Source organism: Urbifossiella limnaea (assembly GCF_007747215.1).
Lineage (GTDB): Bacteria > Planctomycetota > Planctomycetia > Gemmatales > Gemmataceae > Urbifossiella > Urbifossiella limnaea.
The window spans coordinates 4,271,199-4,289,411 of the sequence record NZ_CP036273.1 but is presented as its reverse complement, the minus strand read 5'-3'; the positions used below and the strand labels follow the sequence as shown (position 1 = coordinate 4,289,411).

Here is an 18,213-nt window from a genome sequence, read left to right as displayed (position 1 = left end):
GCTATCCTAGCGGGGGTTCCGCCCGCCGCCGAGCGTCGTATGCCCGCCGACACGTGGACCGACATCGCACGAATGACCGCCTGCCTGGCGGTCACCGCCGTCGGGGCGGCGCCGCTGCTCCTCATCCGGGGCGCCACGGCCACGGCCGTTCGCTGTTGGCTCGTCGTCACGCCGGTGGTGCTGGTCCTTCACGCGACCGTAAACGCCGTCTTTGTTGCCGCTGGCTTCGCGGTCGAAGAACACCCCCTGGCGGCCCGCATGCCGGACCCCGCCGTGCTCGTCGCGCAGGCGTGTTTCCTCGCCCCCCTCGTCGAAGAAGTGATCTTCCGCGGGGTCGTGCTGGTGACGCTGCGGGCCGTCGGCGAGTGGCTGACGTGGGTCGTGCTCGCCGTCGCGGTGGGTGTCGCGGCCTACTACGGCGGCGCCGCGCCCGGCGTGTTCGCGGGGTTGCTCGGGCTCGGCTGGGCCGGCGCCCGCGCCCGCGCGATCGACCGCGGCGTCTACGGCTCGGCCGTGCTGTTCGCGGCCGTACACTCCGCGGTCTGGCCGACGCCGATCCCGCTGTTCGTTCTCGGGCTCGGCCTCGGCTGGGTCGCGGTGCGAACGACCGGGCTCCTCGCCCCGTTTCTCGTCCACGGGCTCTTCAACACGGTCTCAGTGCTGTACGTGCTAAGCGGCTGGGCGAAGTGAGACCGGTCCAGGGGACGCGAGTCCGAGTACGCCGCGGTACACGCCGAGCGTTCGGGCCGCGGCGGCACTCCAGGTGAAGCGGCGGGAATGGGCGATGCCGCCGCGGCGGGTGTCGTCCAGTGCCGCGGGGTCGGCGGCGACCTCGCCCAGTGCGTCGCGCCAGCCGGCGAGGTCGTGCGGGTCGATCAGCCGGGCGTGCCCGCCGACGACCTCGCGGACGGCGGCGGCGGTGGACGCGAGGACCCCGCCGCCGGTCGCCAGCATCTCAACCGGCGGCAGGCCGAAGCCCTCGTAGAAGCTCGGGTACGCCAGCGCTGCGGCCCCGGCGTAGAGCGCCGGCAGGTCGGCGTCGGCCACGTAACCGAGGTGCCGCACGCCCTTCGCCTTCGCCTCCGAATCGAAGTACGCCCGCTCCGGCTCCGACTTCCAACCCCACCCGCCGGCCAGCAGCAGCGGACACGACTCCCGCAGCGCCGCGGGCAAGTCGCAGAACGCCCGCAGTAGCGTGAGCAGGTTTTTCCGCGGTTCGATCGTGCCGACCGCCAGGAAATATCGATCCGGCAGACCAAGGCGGGCGCGGAGGGCGAAAACGACTTCTGGCAGTTGCGGGCGGTATTCGTCGCCGATGCCGTTCAACACGGCGGTGACGCGGGCGGCCGGGAACCCCATGTGCGAGATCAACTCGCGCCGCACGCTCTCGGACACGACGACAACGTGTTCCGCCTGCCGCAGGCCGGCCTCGAAGTGCCTGGCGTGGAACGCCACCCGGTCGGCGGGGTGCCACTCCGGGTGTAGCACGACGGACAGGTCATGAACCGTAACGACGGTCGGTAGGTGGGTGCGGACGGGGACGAAATTCGGCTCGTGGTACAGGTCGAAGCCGCCCCACCGGGCCGCGGCGCGGAGGTGGAGGCGGTACGCCGCCTTTGCCGCCTCCTTCGCGTGAGCCTTGAGCCGAGAGCCGCCCCCGCCGCTCGTTCCGCCGCCGGGGCGACCGACGAAGCGGCCGCACGCCCGCGCGATCGTTCGGCCCGGGTACAGCCAGAACACGTCGTCGCCGGTCGCGGCGTCGCACAGGGCGCGGTGCAGATTCGCCGTCGTGTGGCCGACGCCGGTCTTGGCGTGGAGGGTCGAGACGCCGTTGAGGAGGACGCGCATCAAACCCCCGCCCGGGTAGCGGCCCGCTCGGCCAGTACGGCCGGGGCCAGGAGGAGGAATGCAGCGAACGCCCGCAGTGTCGCCAGCGCCATCTGCCGCCGCTCGCGGCCGGCTAGCCACCTCGCCAGCGACCGGGCCGACCGCAGAGCGAGGCCGAACGCGGCGGTAGCGGCGAGGAACAGGTCGCCGTTGCGAAGGCTCGTCAGCGTCCGGTTCCGCTCGACGTGGTAGCGGAATAGGGGCGACTCCTCGCCGGCCGAGCCGCCGTGGACGTGCCGCACCAGCGACCGCGGGGCGTACACCGTCGGCCGGCCGGCCAACTGCCCGCGCCAGAACGTGTCGAGGTCTTCGTAGTAGACGAAGTAGCGCGGGTCGAACAGCGGGCCGTCGAGGGCGTGCGTGTCGAACAGAACCGCGGCGCCACAACCGGCGAACACGGGGCCACCCTGCTCGAACTGGCCACAATCGCGCTGCCGGAAACCCCTGTCGGCTCCGCGACCGTCGCGGAGCAAATCGAGGCCGGCGCTGTTCACCAGCGTCGGATCATGGGCAAAAACCAGCTTCGAAGCTGCACACCCGCCGGAATGAGCTGACGACACGAGCTCAGAAAGCCAGTGCGGGTCGGGAATGGTGTCGTTGTTGAGCAGCACGAGGTAGCGGCCGCGGGCGAACGGGAGGCCGGCGTTGTTGCCGCCCGCGAAGCCGGCGTTGTCGGGCCGGGCGACCACGCGCACCCACGGGTGCTCCCGCCGCAGCCACGCGACCGAGTCGTCGCGCGAGGCGTTGTCCACGACGACGACTTCGAATCGGTGCCGCGGCAGGGTTTGCTCCGCGAGCGCGGCGAGGCAGGCGGGGAGGTGGCGCCGCCCGTTGAAGTTGACGACCAGCACGGTGACCAGCGGTTCGTTCAAGCGGCCCCCGAATCAGGCCGCCACGGCGCGGGGCAGGGCGGGGCCGTTCACGCTCTCGACGTACGCGGCGATCACCTCCTCGGGGTCGCCCTGCATCCTCACCTGGCCGTGCTCCATCCACACGACCGTCGTGCACATGTCGCGGATCGTCGTCAGGTCGTGGGCCACGATCACCATCACCGCGGCGCTCGCCATCATTTCCTTCATCCGGGCCTGGGCCTTGTGCTGGAACGACAGGTCGCCGACGGCCAGCACCTCGTCCACCAGCAGTACCTCCGGTTCAATCGCCGTGGCGATACTGAACGCGAGCCGCATCAACATGCCCGCCGAGTAGTGCCGCACCGGCAGGTCGAGGAAGTCGCCGAGTTCGGTGAACGCGGCGATGTCGTCGATCTTGCCCTTCAGCGTCGCCGGCGTCTCGCCCTGGAGGTACGCCCGGTAGGTGATGTTCTCCCACCCCGACGCCTCGGGCTCGAACCCGAGCGAAATGTCGAACAGCGAGCAGATCTTGCCATCGACCTGCCGGTCGCCGCTCGTCGGGGGGTAGATGCCGGCCAGCAACTTCAGCAGCGTGCTCTTGCCGGCGCCGTTGTGGCCGATGACGCCGACGCGGTCGCCGTCACGGGCGGTCAGGTTGATGCCCGCGAGGGCGTGGACCTGCACAGCCGGGTTCACCGACCCGCGGAACAGGCCGCGGACCAGGTACTCCTTCAGCGTCACCTTCTTCTGGGCGCGGACGGAGAAGGTCACGGAGGCGTCGGTCAGTTCGATCCGGGCCATCGGTGGGGGTTCCGGGTGAGGGCGGGGCCGAACTACAGGTGGAACACGACGCGCTTCTGGAGCCACGCCGTCGTCCCCGCGGCGAGGAGGCCGAGCACGCCGGTCAGGGCCGCGGCCGCGCCGTAGGTCGCCGCGGCCGGCGGGTTCCCCGTCAGCAGCGGCTCGCGGATCAGGTCGAGGAACAGGTTCACCGGGTTCAGGTCAACTACCCACGACATCCCCTTCCCGTCGAGGACGTCGCGCTTGTAGATGATCGGCGTCAGGAAGAAGCCGATCTGCGCGGCCACCTCCAGCATGTGCTGCGTGTCCTGGAAGTACACGTTCACGAACGCGGTGATCGTCGCCACGGCCCACGCCGCCAGGAACGCCAGCACCAGGCCCGGCAGCACCGCGGGCAGCACGGTCAGCGGGCCGACGCTCCCCTGAACCATCACGAGCAGCGCGACGACGACGAGCAGCGCGATGCCGGCGTGGATGGCCTGCCCGAACACCGTGCGGAGCGGGTACAGGGTGTACGGCAGCGGGCTCTGGCGGATGTACGCCTCGTTGGCGATGAGCGACCGACTGCCGACGGTGGCGGCCTCCTTCAGGAAGCCCCACACGGTCATGCCGGTGAGCAGGTACGGGGCGTAGTCCCACGCCCCCGCCCCGAGCAGGTTGCTGAACACGATCGTGAACACGGCCGTCATGGCGATCGGGTTCAGCAGCGACCACCCGACGCCGAGTACGGACCGCCGGTAGCGGAGGCGCAGGTCCAGCCGGACCAGCGCCATCAGGAAATGGCGGAACCGCCAGACGGCCGTCAGGTGCCCGATCATCCGTGACCCCGTGTGCGACGCGGACCCATTCCGCGGTCGGCGGCCGGTCGGGGGAAATTACCCGACTCCCGCCGACCGGGCTACCCCAACTTTCCGCGGCGGCGTGGGCTTGCGCCCGCCGGCGCCGGCGCGTATCATCCCCCCACCAACCTGCTCAATCGTCACAACCCGCCGCGTGAGCTGACCGGAAATTCCGGCTTGCGCGATTGCGCGGGGTGTGCCAGAATGACCCGCGAGCTCAGACGAGCGGGACTACACCGAGGGGCGACATGATCGACAGCCAGCTGCACGTCGGGGACTGCGTGGCGTGGATGGACGGGCTGCCGGCCGGGTCCGCGGACCTGGTCTTCGCCGACCCGCCGTTCAACATCGGCTACGACTACGACGTTTATCACGACAAGCGGGCGAAGGAAGAGTACCTGGCGTTCGCCGACACGTGGCTGGCGGCCGCGGCCCGGGTGGTGGCGCCGGCCGGGTCGTTCTTCGTGGCCATCGGCGACGAGTACGCGGCCGAGTACAAGGTCCGGCTCGACGCCCTCGGGTTCACCCTGCGGAACTGGATCGTGTGGCACTACACGTTCGGCGTGAACTGCTCCCGGAAGTTCAACCGCAGCCACGCCCACATCCTGTACTACACCCGCCACCCGCAGCGGTTCACCTTCAACCCCGACCCGGTGCGGGTGCCGAGTGCCCGCATGACGACCTACGCCGACCGCCGGGCCAACCCGGTCGGCAAGCTGCCGGACGACACCTGGGTGCTGCGGCCGCAGGACACCGACGAGCACTTCCAGCCCGGCTCGGACACGTGGTACGCGTCGCGGGTGTGCGGCACGTTCAAGGAGCGGACCGGCCACCCGTGCCAGATGCCGGAGGCGGTGCTCGACCGCATCATCCGCGTGACCACCGACCGCGGCGACGCGGTACTCGACCCGTTCGGCGGCAGCGGCACCACCCTGGCCGTGGCGAAGAAGCTGGACCGCAAGTACCTCGGCTGCGAACTGTCGGCCGACTACGCCGACGGCATCCGGAGCCGGCTCGACCTCATCGAGGAGGGCGAGGGGCTGAAGCCGCAGACGGTCGTGAGCCGGCCGCGCGTGCCGGGCGGCCGGCGGACGCAGGCGGCGGGGCTGAAGCCGCGCTAGTTCTGCGCGGCCGGCGCGGCGGCGAGTTGCTTCCGCAGGTGGGCCAGCGCCGCGGCCCGAACGGGGTCGCGGTCCGGCTCGTCGAACGGCAGGCTGGTGCGGTCGCCGGCCGGCCGCAGGCCGTGCTCCACGGCCCAGCCACGCAAGGTCTCGGCCACGCCCGGCGTCACCGGCACCTCCAGCCCCGGCGACGGCCGAACGCCCCAGTCGTCGGTCGGCAGGCTTGTCGCCGTACGGTGCCGCGGTTTGCCGGTGGCGCGGAGCGTGGTGCCGTACGTCGCCTTGAACGCCAGCCCGCCGTAGCCGAGGTCGTACTGGTTTTGGGTGCCGGCCTTCCCCGGCGTCCGCTGGCCGACGATCACCGCGCGCTTGTGGTCCTGGAGCGCCGCGGCGATCAGTTCGCCGCCGCCGATCGTGTCGGGCCCGACCAGCACGGCCATCGCCATGGCGAGGTGGTGCGGCCCTTTCGTGGCCTTGTACTCCTGCTCCCGCTCCTGCACCTTCGGCAGCAACTCCAGCCTGGCGATGACCGTGTCCTGCGGCAGGAACGAGCCCGCGATCAGCGTCCCCGCATCGACGTACCCCCCGGGGCACCAGCGCAGGTCGAGGACGAGGCCGCGGCAGCCGCGCTTCGCGAGGTCTTCCACGATCGTCGCCACGCCCTCGTTGCTCCGCATCTCCACCATCCCGACGCGGACGTAACCGATCTTGTGGAGCGGGTCGAGCATCCCGTCCCAGGTGTCGTCCTCGCGCAGCACGGCGCCGGCGACGTTCATCGACACGTACCGCTCGGTCGTCACCCCCACACGCTTCTCGGCCCCGCCGCGGCGGAACTTCAGGACGTGGGTCACCTGACGATCCTGGCCGGATTTCGGATCGACGCCGCCGCCGGGCGGGTCGGCCAGTTTGCCGAACAGGCGGTCGGCGGTCAGCGCCGTCACCTCGGCGTCGTTCAGGTGACTGATCACGTCGCCGGGTCGGAGCCCGCCGCGGTGGGCGGGGCTGCCGGGGACGACGCGCCGCACCCGCCACGGGAACGACGCCGGCGACGCGATCGTCTCCGGCCGTGGGGGCGGGCCGAGGAGGCCGGTCGGCCGCACCTGCCCGGCCGCGATGCGGCGCTCGAGCTGGTAGGCGGTGACGCGCGGGCCGTCGAGCCCGTCGAGGTCGAAGCCGAGACCGAAGTCCATGTCGAGCGCGCCGGAGTCGCTGACCCGAAGCGTGGCCAGGCCGGAGTGTACGTCGAAGGCGTGGCGGAAGCCGTGGGCCGCCGCCAGGAACGCCCGCGGGCCGCGCAGCCCGGGTGCCGCCGCGAGGCGGCCGCGAGTGTCGGCGATCACGGCGGCGCGGTCCTCGTGCCGCTTCGCGTCACGGGCCGCCTTCAGCAACTCGGGCGGCACCGGCGTCCCCGCGGCTTCGTACAGCCCGCGGACCGCCCCGGCAGTGAGTTCGTGCAGCTCGGCGTCGTTGCGGCGGGTCGATAGCTCGAGCGCCGAGGCGTAAACGAGGTCGCCGAACTCGGCGAGCTTGGCCGGGTCCGCGGCGGGGGCCAGCGGGCCGGCCGGCACCGGGGCCGCCGGGGCGAGCAGGAGTACGGCGAGCGTGGCGGGACCGACCATGTTGCGCCTCCGTCGAAGCTTCCCCAGTTTCTCCGGTCGGACCGCGGTCGGCAAGTCACGGCGGCGTAACATGCCGACATGACCACGATCTGGCTCGCCCGACACGCCGAAACCTCGGCCCCGACGGTGTTCCACGGCGCGGAGTCCGACATCGGTCTGAGCGAGCTGGGTCGACGGCAAGCGGCCGCGGCCGCGGGCTGGTTCGCGCCGCTCGGCGTCACCGCGGTCGTGTCGTCGGGGATGCTGCGGGCGCGGGACACGGCGGCGCCGGTCGCGGCGGCGAGCGGTGTGCCTCACTCGATCGAGCCTCACCTGCACGAGCGGCGGGTGGGGGCGATGTCGGGCACGTCGTTCTCGTCCGAAGACGGGCCGTGGCCGCAGACGATCGACCGCTGGGAAGCCGGCGACACCGCCTTCAGCACGCCGGGGGCGGAATCGTTCGACGACCTGCGGCGGCGATTGGTGCCGGCGATCGAGCGCGTCGCGGCGGCGCACCCGGGCGGGCGGGTGGTCGTCGTCGCGCACGGCGTTGTGTGCAAGGTGCTGCTGCTGTGCCTGCTGCCGGGCCACGGGCCGGGGGTGTGGAAGCAACTGGGACGGGTGGCGAACTTGTCGGTGTCCGAACTGACACGCACAGGCGAGGGGTGGAGCGCCGCCGGGCTTCTCCAGGTCCCGCCGCCCGTCGCGGCGCTCACCGACGGGGCCCCGACCGGGGTCGGCGAGAAGTCGCAGGGGTAGCGTAACTTCAGCGTACAACCCCAACATTCGGTTCCGATGAAGTGCCCGCGCCGGCGCGACCGATACCTCTTGCCAGCGGGGCCACCCCAACCGGCCCGGCGGCGCGAGGGTTCACTGCATGACCGGCCACGAGGTGCTGGCGCCGGCGAGCGAGACCGAGGCGCTCCGCCAGCAGTTGCTCCAGGCCCAGCGCCTGAGCAGCGTCGGCGAACTCGCCTCCAGCATCGCCCACGAGTTCAACAACATCCTGACCACGATCACCAACTCGGCCAAGCTCGGCGCCCGCAACGCCGACCCGGCCGAGAAGCAGCTCGCGTTCGAGCGCATCGCCAAGGCCGGGCAGCGGGCCGCGGCCATCGCCAGCGGCATGCTCGGGTACGCCCGCAAGAGTGGCACGCACCGCCAGCGGTGCGACCTCGGCCGCCTGGTCGAGGAGGTGCTCGTCCTCACCGAGAAGGACCTCGGCAAGCACCGCGTCCAGGTCGAGGCCCGCTACACCGACCGGCCGGTCGTCTGGGCCGTGCCGGGGCAGGTCGAGCAGATCGTGGTGAACCTCGTCATCAACGCCCGCCAGGCGATGCCGAACGGCGGCCGGCTCCGCGTCGAGGTGCGCGACAACGTCGCGGCCGAGACGGCGGAGGTGAAAGTGTCCGACACCGGAGTCGGCATCCCGCCGGAACAGCTGCGGCAAATCTTCGAGCCGTTCTTCACGACGAAGCAGCCCGACGAGAGCGGCCGCGGCGGGACCGGGCTCGGGCTCTCCGTGTGCCGCCAGATCATCGAGCAGCACCACGGCCGGATCCGCGTCGAGAGCGTGGTCGGGAAGGGGAGTACGTTCACGGTGAAGCTGCCCCACCGGCTGCCGGACGACCCGGCGTGAGTGGGACGAGGATCGGGCGCACGGCCGGCGTCAGCCGGCTGGTCGGGGTGGCAAGCACCTGCACCAACGACCAGCCGGCTGACGCCGGCCGTTCGCCTAGCTCCCGCCGAACAGGCCGACGTAGAAGCTGAACATCTGCCGGTTGTCGCTGTCGGCCCGGTTGAGGGGGAAGGCGAAGTCGAACGCCAGCGGCAGCGGGCCGAGCGCCGGCACCGCCACCCGGAAGCCGAACCCGGCGCTCACCCGGTAGTCGCGGATGCTCACGTCGCTCTCGACCGTGCCGTGGTCGAGGAACGTCACGAAGAACAGCTTGTCGTTCTGCAGCAGCGGCACCTGGTACTCGATCGTGTTCAGGAACGAGAACGTCCCGCCGGTGTGCAGCCCGTTCTCCGCCGGGCCGACGCCGCGGAACGTGAACCCGCGCAGGCTGCGGAACCCGCCGGCGTACAGCCGCTCGTACACCGGGGCGTTGCTCCCCGTCACCTGCACCTGCGACCGCAGGGCCAGCACGTGCTTGCCGCTGCCGTCCTCGCGCTGCAGGTACTCCGACGACAGGAACTTGGTGTACTCCGCCGTCCCGATCGGGAACGTGTAGTCGCCCAGCACCTGCTCGAACCCCAGGTCCAGCACGCTGCCCGTCGTCGGGAACAGGAACGAGTCGCGGGTGTCGCGCGTGAGGCCGGCTCGCAAGCCCAGCAGGAAGTGCCAGCCGACGTCCTTGCTGATCGACTCGGGGGCGTAGTACGCCACGTCCTTCACGTTCACCCCCTCGACGCGGGTGGTGAACGACGCCCGCCAGATCGGGTCGAGCCGCCGCGAGATGCTCAGCCGGTCGCCGACTCGGTCCTCGTTGTACTCCAGGAACTGGCGGTTGTAGTAGTAGATGCTGTTCGACAGGCCGAACTCCGTGTCGAACAGGTACGGCTCGCTGAACGTCGCGGAGTACCGGCCGAACTGGGTGCCGGGCTGGGCCTCGATCCGCATCGACTGCCCGGCCCCGCGGAAGGCCCGGCCCATGCGGAAGTCGTCCCACGAGGTCGGGAACCGGAACAGGTCGAAGTTCGACTCGTTCAGGATGATGCTGCCGTTGAGCCCGGCGTTCGAGTTGACGCCGCCGCCGACCATGAACTGCCCCGTCTTCGTCTCGCGGACGCGGACCTCCACGTCCTGGAAGTCGCTGTCCAGCTCGTTCGGGATCGCCAGCACCTCGGGCGGGTTCTGCGGGTCGAAGATGCCGAGGCGGGCCAGCCGCATCCGCGCGTCCTCCAGCTTCGGGAACTGGAGGATTTGCCCCGGGTACACGTCCAGCTGCCGCAGGATGACGTTGTCGCGGGTGATCTCGTTCCCCACGACCCGCACGTTACCCACGCGCGTCGGCGCGCCGCGGTCGCCGTGCACCTGGTACGTCACCTGCACCTCGCCGGGCTTGTCCGGGATGAGGTGCTGCACTTCCTCCACGGCCACGCGGTGGCCGCGCATGCCGTAGAACCCCTCGATCCGCTTGGCGTCGGCCTTCGTGTTCCAGTGGTCGTACCGCTTGCCGTCCTGGATCGTGGTGGCGATCGCCAGCTGCTCGCCCGTGAACGTCTTGTTCCCGGCGATGTCGTGGCCGGACACCATGTACTGCGTGTTCTCGCGGATGTGGTACACGACGCGGACCGAGGCCAGGTCCGGGGCCGGGATCACCTCGTGCTCGATCTGCACGGCCAGGTAGCCGAGGCCGTGGTAGTACTCGGTCAGCTTCTTGACGTCGGCGTCGATCGAGGCCGGGTTGAACTTGCCGCCCATGAACCCGGCCACCGCCGTTTTCGTGGCCAGTTGGGTGCGGAGGCGGCCGGTCATGCCGGCGTCGTTGCCGCGGAACTCGACCCCGCTCACCCGCACGACCGGCCCCTCGACGACGCGGTACGCCACGCGGGTGTCGGTGGCCTTCGTCCCCTCGACGAGCTGGACGGTGGCGAACGCCCGGCCGGCCTCGCGGTACTCGCGCAGGATGGCGGCCCGGCCCAGGTCGTTGGCCATCGGGTTCATCGGGTCGCCCTTGCGGACGCCGGTCAGCGTCCGCAGTTTCTCCTTGCTCAGGTGCTCGACGCCGTCGAACGTCACCTCCTGCACGGTGCCGGTCAGCTCGGTGAGGTGGACGTACACGCTCACCTTGCCGTTCGGCTCGAGTGACGTGTGAAGCCGGACGCCCCCGGGGACGAACCACTTGGTGGCGACCAGCCGGCGGACGTCCTCGTTGGCGACGGTCTCGTCGTAGGGCCGGCCGGGGCGGGTGTGCATGACGCCGAGGATCTGCTCGGGCGTGTGCATCCGGGTGGCCGAGACGGGGATCACGTCCGAGACGATTCGGCCGACGGGGGTCTCTTGGGCGGACGCCACCTGGCCCCAGGCCAGGGCCGCGACCGCCGCAACGGCGGCGAGGGCGGCACGGGCTCGGCGGCGGGTGCGGCAGGCGGTCATCGGGCGTCCCCTGGGTCCCGGGCGGCGGCGTGGCATCTGGTGGCGCGTGCGGCGGGCCATACGCGCGGTCGGAATTCGTGTCAAGCTCGCGGGCGCGGCGGCCGACAGTGGAGCCGGGGGGTTCGCCGTGGGCGCCCGGTCTGGTATCCTGCACAAGAGAGCGAGCCCAGGGGCCCGGGGGCGGCATGGGGATTTACGACCGCGAGTACTACCGCGACGACACCCGCGGCTGGAGCGGCTGGGGGAGCCGCGGCACGACGCCGTGGCTGGTCGGCATCACCGTCGCCGTGTGGGTCGGCCAGCTGGCCACCCGGCACGCCGACTGGGGCGGCCTGACGGAGTGGGGTGCCTACTCCGCAGGCCACGTCCTGCGCGGTGAGGTGTGGCGGCTCGTCACGCCCACGTTCCTCCACTTCCCGAACGGGCTGCTGCACATCATCTTCAGCATGCTCGTCCTCTACTGGGTGGGCCGGCAGTTGGAGGAGCGGTACGGCTCGCGTGAGTTTCTGGCCTTCTATCTCATCGCCGGCTTCCTCTCGTACCTGACGCTGTTCCTCGCCGAGCTCGCTGGCGTGATGGCGCCGACCGCCGTCATCGGATCGAACGCGGCGGTCGACGCGGCCTTCGTCGTGTTCGCGTTCCTGTACCCGCACCAGCGTATCCTGCTGTTCTTCGTCCTGCCGGTGCCGGTGTGGGGCGCGGCCGTCGGATTCGTACTTCTGAACGCCGTCGGAGCGGCGGCCGGCGCCGGATTCCCGTTCGTGGCCCTGGCCGGGGCCGGCTACGGCGCCCTTTACTACCTCGGTGGCGTCCGCCTGACCGGCGTGTTCTCGTCGGTCCCGTCGCCGAACTGGGGCCGGTCGCGCAGCCAACCACGCTTGCGTGTCGTGCCGCCGGACGAGCCCGACGACAACCCGGAGGCCGACGAACCGCCTCCGCCGCCGCCGGAGCGGATGGACGACCGAGTGGACCGGTTGCTGGAGAAGGTGTCGCTGCACGGCCAGGAGAGCCTGACGGCAGAGGAACGCGAGCTCCTCTTTCGGGCCGGCGAGCACTATAAAAAGCGTCGGAGGTAACCCGTGCCGCTGTACGAGTTCGGCTGCAACGCCTGCGACCACGTCTTCGACGCGCTGGTCACAAAAGTCAGCGGCGAGCCGGCGACTTGTCCCTCGTGCGGTAACGCGGAAGTCCGCCGCCTGATTGGGCTTCCGGCCCAGGGACGGGTGAAAGATGCGGCCCCTGCCACGAACTGCCGCGGCGACGGCCCGCCGTGCGGCGCGACGTGGTGCGGCCGGAAAAGCTGAGGAATTCGCCTCCTTCCAGGGCTCCCCCTTGTCACCCCGCTGACGTTCCTATCTACAATACGGTTACGGCTTTCGAACCGCGGCGCCGTCATCTTGGGGCAAAAGTTGATAGTTCCGTTGTCCGGGGAATGTGTTTGCGTCCCATCGGAAAAAAGAACGGTAAAGCGCACTTGCCCGCTCGCCCAGCCGCCGATAGGTTTAATACTTAAATGAGCCTGCGGTTCGTTGCCATGTCGCCGCGGGCGTCCGCCGGTTGTCTCTCGCCCTGCTAGTCGGCGGCCGCCCACGGCGTGCCCGCCATGTCCCACCATTCTCGATTCTGGGGTTTCTTCCCATGACGGACCCGAAGGCCGCGAAGACGTGCGCTGAGAAGCTGCAAGCGATCGCGGAGCCGAACCGCATTCGGATCATCGAGTGCCTGCGGACCGGCTCCAAGAACGTGACGGAGCTGGCCAAGTTGCTGAACGTGGAGATCGTGAACGTGTCGCACCACCTGGGGGTGCTCCGCCAGGCCGGGCTGGTGCTGGACGAGAAGCACGGCCGCTTCGTGGTCTACTCCCTGCACCCGAAGATCTTCATCAACGAGGGGAAGGCCACCCACGTGGACCTCGACTGGTGCAAGATCGAGATCCCCCACAACTGACGCCGCCTACCGCCCACCCGTCCCGCCGGGTGGGCGCCGCCCGCCGTACAACCCCGGCGGGTACACCTCGACGCGCAGCCGCCCCGGCAGCACTTCCACGGCCAGTTCCGTCACCCCGTCCGCAGGCACGCACACGAGCTCGCCGTCGGCGTGGGCGCACAGCGGCGCGTCGCTTTCGACCGTCACGCGCGCGGCTCGGCCGAGCCGGATGAGTGGGTGGTTCGTCGGCAGCGTCCCCGTCGCCATCGCCGGCAGGTAGCGGAGCAGGTGCCAGCGCCGCAGCTTCGTGGCGAGCATGTAGTCGAGCTTTCCGTCGGTCAGGTCCGCGGCCGGCATCAGGGGGAAGCCGCCCTCGCGCTGGGCCAGGCACAGCGTCAGCGCCAGCGCGGGGCCGCTGTACTCCGTGTCGTCGAAGCGGACGCGCATCCGCGGCGTGGCGAAGTGCCGGACCATCGCCTTCAGAAAGGCCAGCGTGTAAAGCGGCATCCCGCGCAGGGACCGAATCTTCCGCGACTCGACGGTGACCATGCCGTTGAAGCCGACGCCCGCCGCGTTGACCGCGTAGCGCTCCCGGCCGCCGGCGGTGACGCGGGCCACATCCACGTCGAGCGTTTCCATCGGCGGGTTCTCGGCGCGCTTCGCCCACCACGCGGTGAGGCCGAGCGTGTAGGCGTAGTCGTTCGCGGAACCGACCGGCCACGTCGAGAACACCACGTCGCGGCGGCCGCTGCGGATGAGGCCGTTGGCGACCTCGTGGACCGTGCCGTCGCCGCCGGCCGCGACGACGCGCGCGAAGCCCTCGTCGGCCGCGGCGCGGGCCAGCTCCTCGGCGTGGCCGGGGGCGGTGGTGGGGCGCAGTTCGCCGTGAACCCCAGGGTTGGCGGTGAACTCCTTGAGGAGCGCTTCCGCCCTCCCGCGGCCGGCGGCGGGGTTGTAAATCACACACGTCGCGGGCGTCATGTCCCCCATCATAGCGGACGAATGAACGGCCTCCTCGTGATCGACAAGCCGGGCGGCATGACCTCCCGCGACGCCGTGAACCGCGTGCAGCGCTGGTTCCCGCGCAAGACCAAGATCGGCCACACCGGCACCCTCGACCCGCTGGCGACCGGCGTGCTGGTGGTCTGCGTCGGCGCCGCGACCCGGCTGGCCGACCGCGTACAGGCGATGGGCAAGAGCTACGCCTCGCGCTTCCGCCTCGGCGCTACTAGCACCACCGACGACGCCGACGGCACTGTGACCGAGACCGGCGCCGCGCCAGTGCCACGCGAGGCGATCGACGCGGCACTGGCGAGGTTCGTGGGTGTGGTCGAGCAGACGCCGCCGGCGTTCTCGGCGATGAAGGTGGACGGCCGGCGGGCGCACGCGCTCGCTCGGGCCGGCGAGGAGGTGCATCTGAAAGCACGGCCGGTGCGGATCGACGCCGTGCGTGTGGTCGGCTTCGCGTGGCCGTGGCTGGACGTGGAGGTGGACTGCGGCAAGGGGACGTACATCCGCTCGATCGCCCGCGACCTCGGCGCCGCGCTCGGCGTCAGCGGCATGGTGCAAACGCTTCGGCGCACCCGAGTCGGCCCGTTCACCACGGAGCAGGGGGTGGGCGTGGACGCACCCCCCGCCGACCTCCCGGTTCGACTACGGCCGATGGCGGAGGCGCTGGGCGACACGCCGTGCGTGACGATCGGCGCGGACGAGCTGCGGCGCTTCCGCACGGGACAGGCGGTGCGGTTCACGCCCCTGAGACTAGGGCGTCAGCCCCCGGAGTGCGCCGCGGTCGGCGTCGTGGATGAACGCGGCGAACTGATCGCGCTCGGCACGGTCGCAAACGGCGTTGTGCGACCGGAGGCGGTTTTCAACGTGTGACCGGCGACCGGCCCGCGTGAGCGGGCTGTTCCAGAGCGCCTCAAGGCGCTCTGGAACAGCCCGCTCACCTCACTCTTCCTTCAAGTCTCGCAAGTTCTCCTCCAGCGCCCGAATCTGCCCCTGCAGCTCCGTTACCAGCTCGCGCTGCTGCTGCACCACTTCACCGGGCGCGCTGCTGACGAACTTTTCGTTCGCCAGCTTCGCCGTCACGCCGTCGAGTTGCTTCCGCTTATCGGCGATCTGCTTCTCGGTCCGTTTCGCCTCGGCCGCGGGGTCGATGTACCCGGCCAGGTGGACGTACGCCTCGAACTCCGGCCGCACCACCGACCCGGCCTGCTTCGGCTTCGTGACGGTCGGCGACGCGGTGAACGTGGCGATGCCCGCCAGCGGCCCGATGAACACGGCCAGCTCGGTCAGGTCTGCCGCAACCGCGGCGCCGGCCTTCACCGACACGTCGAGCCGCGTCTTGTCGTCCACCTGGTAGCGGTTGCGGACCTCGCGCACGCCGCGCACCAGCTCCTGCATCCGCGCGAAGCGCGCCTCCACGCCTGCGTCCGCCCACGCCGCGGGGTAGCTCGGCCACTTCGCCACGCACGCGTTCGGCTCGGCGCGCTCGGTCGCCGTCAGGCCGCGCTCGGGGGCCACCTCGTTCAGCGCCTCCCACAGTGACTCGGCCACGAACGGCATCACCGGCTGCACCAGCCGCAGGATGCCGTCGAGCACGCCGACGAGCACCCGCTGCGCGGCCGGCCGGGCGGCGGCGTCCTTGAGCCGGCCCTTCGCCATCTCGATGTACCAGTCGCAGAACTCCGACCACACGAACTCGTACAGCCCGCGCGCCACCTCCGAGAACCGGAAGCCTTCGAGCGCCGCCGTGGTCTCCTTCGCGGTGGTGGCGAGCCGCGACAGGAGCCAGCGGTCCTCGGTCGGCAGCGCGGCCACGTCCACGGGGGCTGGCGTGTAGCCGTCCATGTTCATGAGGAGGAACCGCGTCGCGTTCCACATCTTGTTGGCGAAGTTGCGGCCCATGTCGAACCGCTCGGACGCCTGCTTCGCGGTCTTCAACTCCGGGTCGTCGCTCGTCCACGGGCCGCCCGGGCGGAACGGCACCTTGCAGTTCGGGCACACGAGCTTCTTCGTCCGGCCGCGCAGGTGCTCCTGCTTGATCGGCACGAGGGCGTCGCACGCCGGGCACACGTTCGCCACCGGCATCCGGCTGTCCTGGGTGTCGCCGGCGATACTGACCATCTGGAAGCGGAGCGAGTCGGCCCCGTACCGCTCCACGATGTCGAGCGGGTCGATGCCGTTGCCGGTGGACTTGCTCATCCGCTCGCCGAAGGCGTCCTGTAGCTGCGGGTGGATGACCACGCTGTGGAACGGCACCTCGCCCACGTTGTAGAGCCCGGTAATGACCATCCGAGCCACCCACAGCGAGATGATGTCGCGGCTCGTCACCAGCACGCTGGTCGGGTAGTAGTACCCGAGTTCCGGTGTCTGCTCCGGCCAGCCGAGCGTGCTGTGCGGCCACAGCGCCGAGCTGAACCAGGTGTCGAGAACGTCCTCGTCTTGGGCAATCGGTAACTTCTTCTGCCGGTCAACCAAGTCAATGATCTCAGGGGGAAAGTTCCCCGTCGCTCGGTCAGGCAGACGTGAAGTACCCTCGGCCGACTCCTCCTCCGGCGTTCGCATCCTGGAGTTGCGACACATGAGGCTGAGTTGGTCCAAGGTTTGGGCAAGTTCAGGGAGTGGCGAACACACATGCAGTGTGAAATCGGCAGCCTCCGTGATGGTGAATTCGTCTTCGGAGAATCTACAGTGCTTGAGGAATGCCGTCAGTGCATCCCGAGTACGGCTCACCCTGTGCTTCCATTCCTGAGTGATGTCACTCGACGTGACATTCTCTCGATCCACATGCACAGTCCACACCGGGATGCGGTGGCCCCACCAGAGCTGGCGGCTGATGCACCAGTCGCGCTTCTCGCCGAGCCAGTCGAGGTACGTCTTGGCGTAGCGCTCGGGGGTGAACTTCACCCGGCCGCTGCTCACCGCGTCCATCGCCAGCTGGGCGAGGCCGGGCTTGCCGTCGTCGCGGTCGGCCATCCGCACGAACCACTGGTCGGACAGGTACGGCTCGATCGGCGTCTTGCTGCGGTCGCTGTACTTCAGCGGGATCACCCGGTCTTCCTTCCCCTCGAAGAAGCCGAGCTCCTCCATCCGCTTCGACACCGCCTCGCGGGCCTTGTAGCGGTCCAGCCCCGCGAACTCCTTCCCCTCGGCGTTGATCGTGCCGTCCGGGTTCAGGATGTTGATGACGCCGATGTGCGGGTTCCGCTGCCAGCAGGCGTAGTCGTTCGGGTCGTGCGCCGGCGTCACCTTCACGCAGCCGGTGCCGAGCGTCGGGTCCGCGAGGAGGCCGTCGGCGATGATCGGGATTTCCCGCCCCGTCAGCGGCTGGAGCGCGTTCTTGCCCACGAGCGCCGCGTACCGCTCGTCGGACGGGTGGACGCACAGCGCCGTGTCGCCGAGCATCGTCTCGGGGCGCGTGGTGCTGAAGCGGATGAACGTGTCGGGCACGCCCACCACGGGGTACTTGAACGTCCAGAAGCCGCCCTTCGTGTCCTCGGTGTACGTCTCGTCGTCGGCCACCGACGTTTGCAACTGGGCGTCCCAGTTCACGAGCCGCTTGCCGCGATAAATGTAGCCGTCGCGGAACATGCGGAAGAAGGTCTCGCGCACGGCCCGGGCGCACACCGGGTCGAGCGTGAACCGCGTCCGCGCCCAGTCGCAGCTCGCCCCGATCGACTTCAGCTGCCCGAGGATGCGGGCCTCGTACTGGTCCTTCCACTCCCATATGCGGCGCACGAGTTCGTCGCGGCCGAGGTCGTGGCGGGTCTTCTTTTCCTCGGCGAGGACGCGTTTCTCCACCACGGCCTGCGTGGCGATGCCGGCGTGGTCGGTGCCGGGCATCCACAGGGCGTTGAACCCCTGCATCCGCCGCCAGCGGACGAGCACGTCCTGAAGCGTGTTGTTGAGCGCGTGCCCCATGTGCAGCGCGCCCGTCACGTTTGGCGGTGGGATGACGATGGTGAACGGCTTCTTCGCCGCGTCCGGCTCGCTGTGGAAGTAGCCGCGCTCGTCCCAGACGCGCAGCCACTTCGCCTGGGCGTCCTTCGGGTCGTAGGCCTTCGGCAGTTCGGTCGGCATGGC

The 18,213-nt window shown here is 70.3% G+C and carries 16 protein-coding genes; 8 read left to right on the top strand and 8 right to left on the bottom strand.

Annotation, left to right across the window (positions count from 1 at the left end; genetic code table 11):
- Nucleotides 1-39: 39 nt before the first annotated feature.
- The gene (locus tag ETAA1_RS17525) at nucleotides 40-690 is read left to right on the top strand and encodes a CPBP family intramembrane glutamic endopeptidase (RefSeq protein ID WP_145240678.1); all 651 of its coding nucleotides are present in this window, start codon (nucleotides 40-42) and stop codon (nucleotides 688-690) included.
- Here the strand turns inward: ETAA1_RS17525 and ETAA1_RS17520 are convergent.
- Genes ETAA1_RS17520 through ETAA1_RS17505 form a run of 4 tightly spaced genes read right to left on the bottom strand, consistent with a single transcriptional unit; the run spans nucleotide 670 to nucleotide 4,357 of the window.
- Entirely contained in the window at nucleotides 670-1,848 is a 1,179-nt protein-coding gene (locus ETAA1_RS17520) for a glycosyltransferase family 4 protein (RefSeq protein ID WP_145240677.1), read from the bottom strand. The genes ETAA1_RS17525 and ETAA1_RS17520 overlap by 21 nt on opposite strands.
- Nucleotides 1,848-2,759, bottom strand: a complete 912-nt coding sequence (locus ETAA1_RS17515; RefSeq protein ID WP_145240676.1) for a glycosyltransferase family 2 protein — start codon at nucleotides 2,757-2,759, stop codon at nucleotides 1,848-1,850. Before ETAA1_RS17515 ends, ETAA1_RS17520 begins: the two co-directional genes overlap by 1 nt.
- A gap of 12 nt (nucleotides 2,760-2,771) precedes the next feature.
- Entirely contained in the window at nucleotides 2,772-3,539 is a 768-nt protein-coding gene (locus ETAA1_RS17510; RefSeq protein WP_145240674.1) for an ABC transporter ATP-binding protein, read from the bottom strand.
- A gap of 32 nt (nucleotides 3,540-3,571) precedes the next feature.
- On the bottom strand, nucleotides 3,572-4,357 hold the full coding sequence (locus ETAA1_RS17505; protein WP_145240672.1) for an ABC transporter permease: 786 nt from the start codon (nucleotides 4,355-4,357) through the stop codon (nucleotides 3,572-3,574).
- A gap of 269 nt (nucleotides 4,358-4,626) precedes the next feature.
- Between ETAA1_RS17505 and ETAA1_RS17500 the strand changes: the two genes are divergently transcribed.
- The gene (locus ETAA1_RS17500) at nucleotides 4,627-5,499 is read left to right on the top strand and encodes a DNA-methyltransferase (RefSeq protein ID WP_145240670.1); all 873 of its coding nucleotides are present in this window, start codon (nucleotides 4,627-4,629) and stop codon (nucleotides 5,497-5,499) included.
- Here ETAA1_RS17500 and ETAA1_RS17495 read toward each other — a convergent pair.
- Nucleotides 5,496-7,118 (bottom strand): S41 family peptidase, encoded by a 1,623-nt coding sequence (locus ETAA1_RS17495; protein ID WP_145240668.1) that lies wholly within the window; start codon nucleotides 7,116-7,118, stop codon nucleotides 5,496-5,498. The genes ETAA1_RS17500 and ETAA1_RS17495 overlap by 4 nt on opposite strands.
- Before the next feature lie 78 nt (nucleotides 7,119-7,196).
- On the opposite strand from ETAA1_RS17495, the gene ETAA1_RS17490 reads away from it, so the two are divergent.
- Nucleotides 7,197-7,856 carry a histidine phosphatase family protein gene (locus ETAA1_RS17490; protein WP_145240666.1) on the top strand — a complete coding sequence of 220 codons (660 nt, stop codon included), beginning with the start codon at nucleotides 7,197-7,199 and terminating at the stop codon, nucleotides 7,854-7,856.
- Between the two features lie 118 nt (nucleotides 7,857-7,974).
- Complete coding sequence (locus ETAA1_RS17485) at nucleotides 7,975-8,736, top strand: sensor histidine kinase (RefSeq protein ID WP_145240664.1); 762 nt, start codon at nucleotides 7,975-7,977, stop codon at nucleotides 8,734-8,736.
- Nucleotides 8,737-8,832: 96 nt separating this feature from the next.
- On the opposite strand, the gene bamA is transcribed toward ETAA1_RS17485, so the two are convergent.
- Nucleotides 8,833-11,199: an outer membrane protein assembly factor BamA gene (gene bamA / locus ETAA1_RS17480; protein WP_202920191.1), complete on the bottom strand. Its 2,367-nt coding sequence runs from the start codon at nucleotides 11,197-11,199 to the stop codon at nucleotides 8,833-8,835.
- A 185-nt stretch (nucleotides 11,200-11,384) separates the two neighbouring features.
- Between bamA and ETAA1_RS17475 the strand changes: the two genes are divergently transcribed.
- From ETAA1_RS17475 to ETAA1_RS17465, 3 genes are all read left to right on the top strand, one after another.
- Nucleotides 11,385-12,275, top strand: a complete 891-nt coding sequence (locus ETAA1_RS17475; RefSeq protein ID WP_145240660.1) for a rhomboid family intramembrane serine protease — start codon at nucleotides 11,385-11,387, stop codon at nucleotides 12,273-12,275.
- 3 nt (nucleotides 12,276-12,278) lie between these two features.
- The gene (locus ETAA1_RS17470; protein WP_145240658.1) at nucleotides 12,279-12,503 is read left to right on the top strand and encodes an FmdB family zinc ribbon protein; all 225 of its coding nucleotides are present in this window, start codon (nucleotides 12,279-12,281) and stop codon (nucleotides 12,501-12,503) included.
- A 334-nt stretch (nucleotides 12,504-12,837) separates the two neighbouring features.
- On the top strand, nucleotides 12,838-13,146 hold the full coding sequence (locus tag ETAA1_RS17465; protein ID WP_145240656.1) for an ArsR/SmtB family transcription factor: 309 nt from the start codon (nucleotides 12,838-12,840) through the stop codon (nucleotides 13,144-13,146).
- 6 nt (nucleotides 13,147-13,152) lie between these two features.
- On the opposite strand, the gene ETAA1_RS17460 is transcribed toward ETAA1_RS17465, so the two are convergent.
- On the bottom strand, nucleotides 13,153-14,106 hold the full coding sequence (locus ETAA1_RS17460; protein ID WP_202920190.1) for a diacylglycerol/lipid kinase family protein: 954 nt from the start codon (nucleotides 14,104-14,106) through the stop codon (nucleotides 13,153-13,155).
- Between the two features lie 21 nt (nucleotides 14,107-14,127).
- On the opposite strand from ETAA1_RS17460, the gene truB reads away from it, so the two are divergent.
- On the top strand, nucleotides 14,128-15,006 hold the full coding sequence (truB, locus tag ETAA1_RS17455) for a tRNA pseudouridine(55) synthase TruB (RefSeq protein ID WP_145240652.1): 879 nt from the start codon (nucleotides 14,128-14,130) through the stop codon (nucleotides 15,004-15,006).
- A 69-nt stretch (nucleotides 15,007-15,075) separates the two neighbouring features.
- Here truB and ETAA1_RS17450 read toward each other — a convergent pair whose 3' ends face one another.
- On the bottom strand, nucleotides 15,076-18,210 hold the full coding sequence (locus tag ETAA1_RS17450) for a valine--tRNA ligase (RefSeq protein ID WP_145240650.1): 3,135 nt from the start codon (nucleotides 18,208-18,210) through the stop codon (nucleotides 15,076-15,078).
- Nucleotides 18,211-18,213 lie beyond the last annotated feature (3 nt).

Excerpts from the sequence above, each read along its gene's own strand:
- ETAA1_RS17495 (WP_145240668.1), bottom strand. The coding sequence starts at position 7,118 with ATGGTCGGTCCCGCCACGCTCGCCGTACTCCTGCTCGCCCCGGCGGCC.
- ETAA1_RS17500 (WP_145240670.1), top strand. The coding sequence starts at position 4,627 with ATGATCGACAGCCAGCTGCACGTCGGGGACTGCGTGGCGTGGATGGAC.
- ETAA1_RS17520 (WP_145240677.1), bottom strand. The coding sequence starts at position 1,848 with ATGCGCGTCCTCCTCAACGGCGTCTCGACCCTCCACGCCAAGACCGGC.
- ETAA1_RS17525 (WP_145240678.1), top strand. The coding sequence starts at position 40 with ATGCCCGCCGACACGTGGACCGACATCGCACGAATGACCGCCTGCCTG.
- ETAA1_RS17465 (WP_145240656.1), top strand. The coding sequence starts at position 12,838 with ATGACGGACCCGAAGGCCGCGAAGACGTGCGCTGAGAAGCTGCAAGCG.
- ETAA1_RS17450 (WP_145240650.1), bottom strand. The coding sequence starts at position 18,210 with ATGCCGACCGAACTGCCGAAGGCCTACGACCCGAAGGACGCCCAGGCG.
- ETAA1_RS17505 (WP_145240672.1), bottom strand. The coding sequence starts at position 4,357 with ATGATCGGGCACCTGACGGCCGTCTGGCGGTTCCGCCATTTCCTGATG.
- ETAA1_RS17510 (WP_145240674.1), bottom strand. The coding sequence starts at position 3,539 with ATGGCCCGGATCGAACTGACCGACGCCTCCGTGACCTTCTCCGTCCGC.
- ETAA1_RS17460 (WP_202920190.1), bottom strand. The coding sequence starts at position 14,106 with ATGACGCCCGCGACGTGTGTGATTTACAACCCCGCCGCCGGCCGCGGG.
- ETAA1_RS17490 (WP_145240666.1), top strand. The coding sequence starts at position 7,197 with ATGACCACGATCTGGCTCGCCCGACACGCCGAAACCTCGGCCCCGACG.
- ETAA1_RS17485 (WP_145240664.1), top strand. The coding sequence starts at position 7,975 with ATGACCGGCCACGAGGTGCTGGCGCCGGCGAGCGAGACCGAGGCGCTC.
- truB (WP_145240652.1), top strand. The coding sequence starts at position 14,128 with ATGAACGGCCTCCTCGTGATCGACAAGCCGGGCGGCATGACCTCCCGC.
- bamA (WP_202920191.1), bottom strand. The coding sequence starts at position 11,199 with ATGACCGCCTGCCGCACCCGCCGCCGAGCCCGTGCCGCCCTCGCCGCC.
- ETAA1_RS17475 (WP_145240660.1), top strand. The coding sequence starts at position 11,385 with ATGGGGATTTACGACCGCGAGTACTACCGCGACGACACCCGCGGCTGG.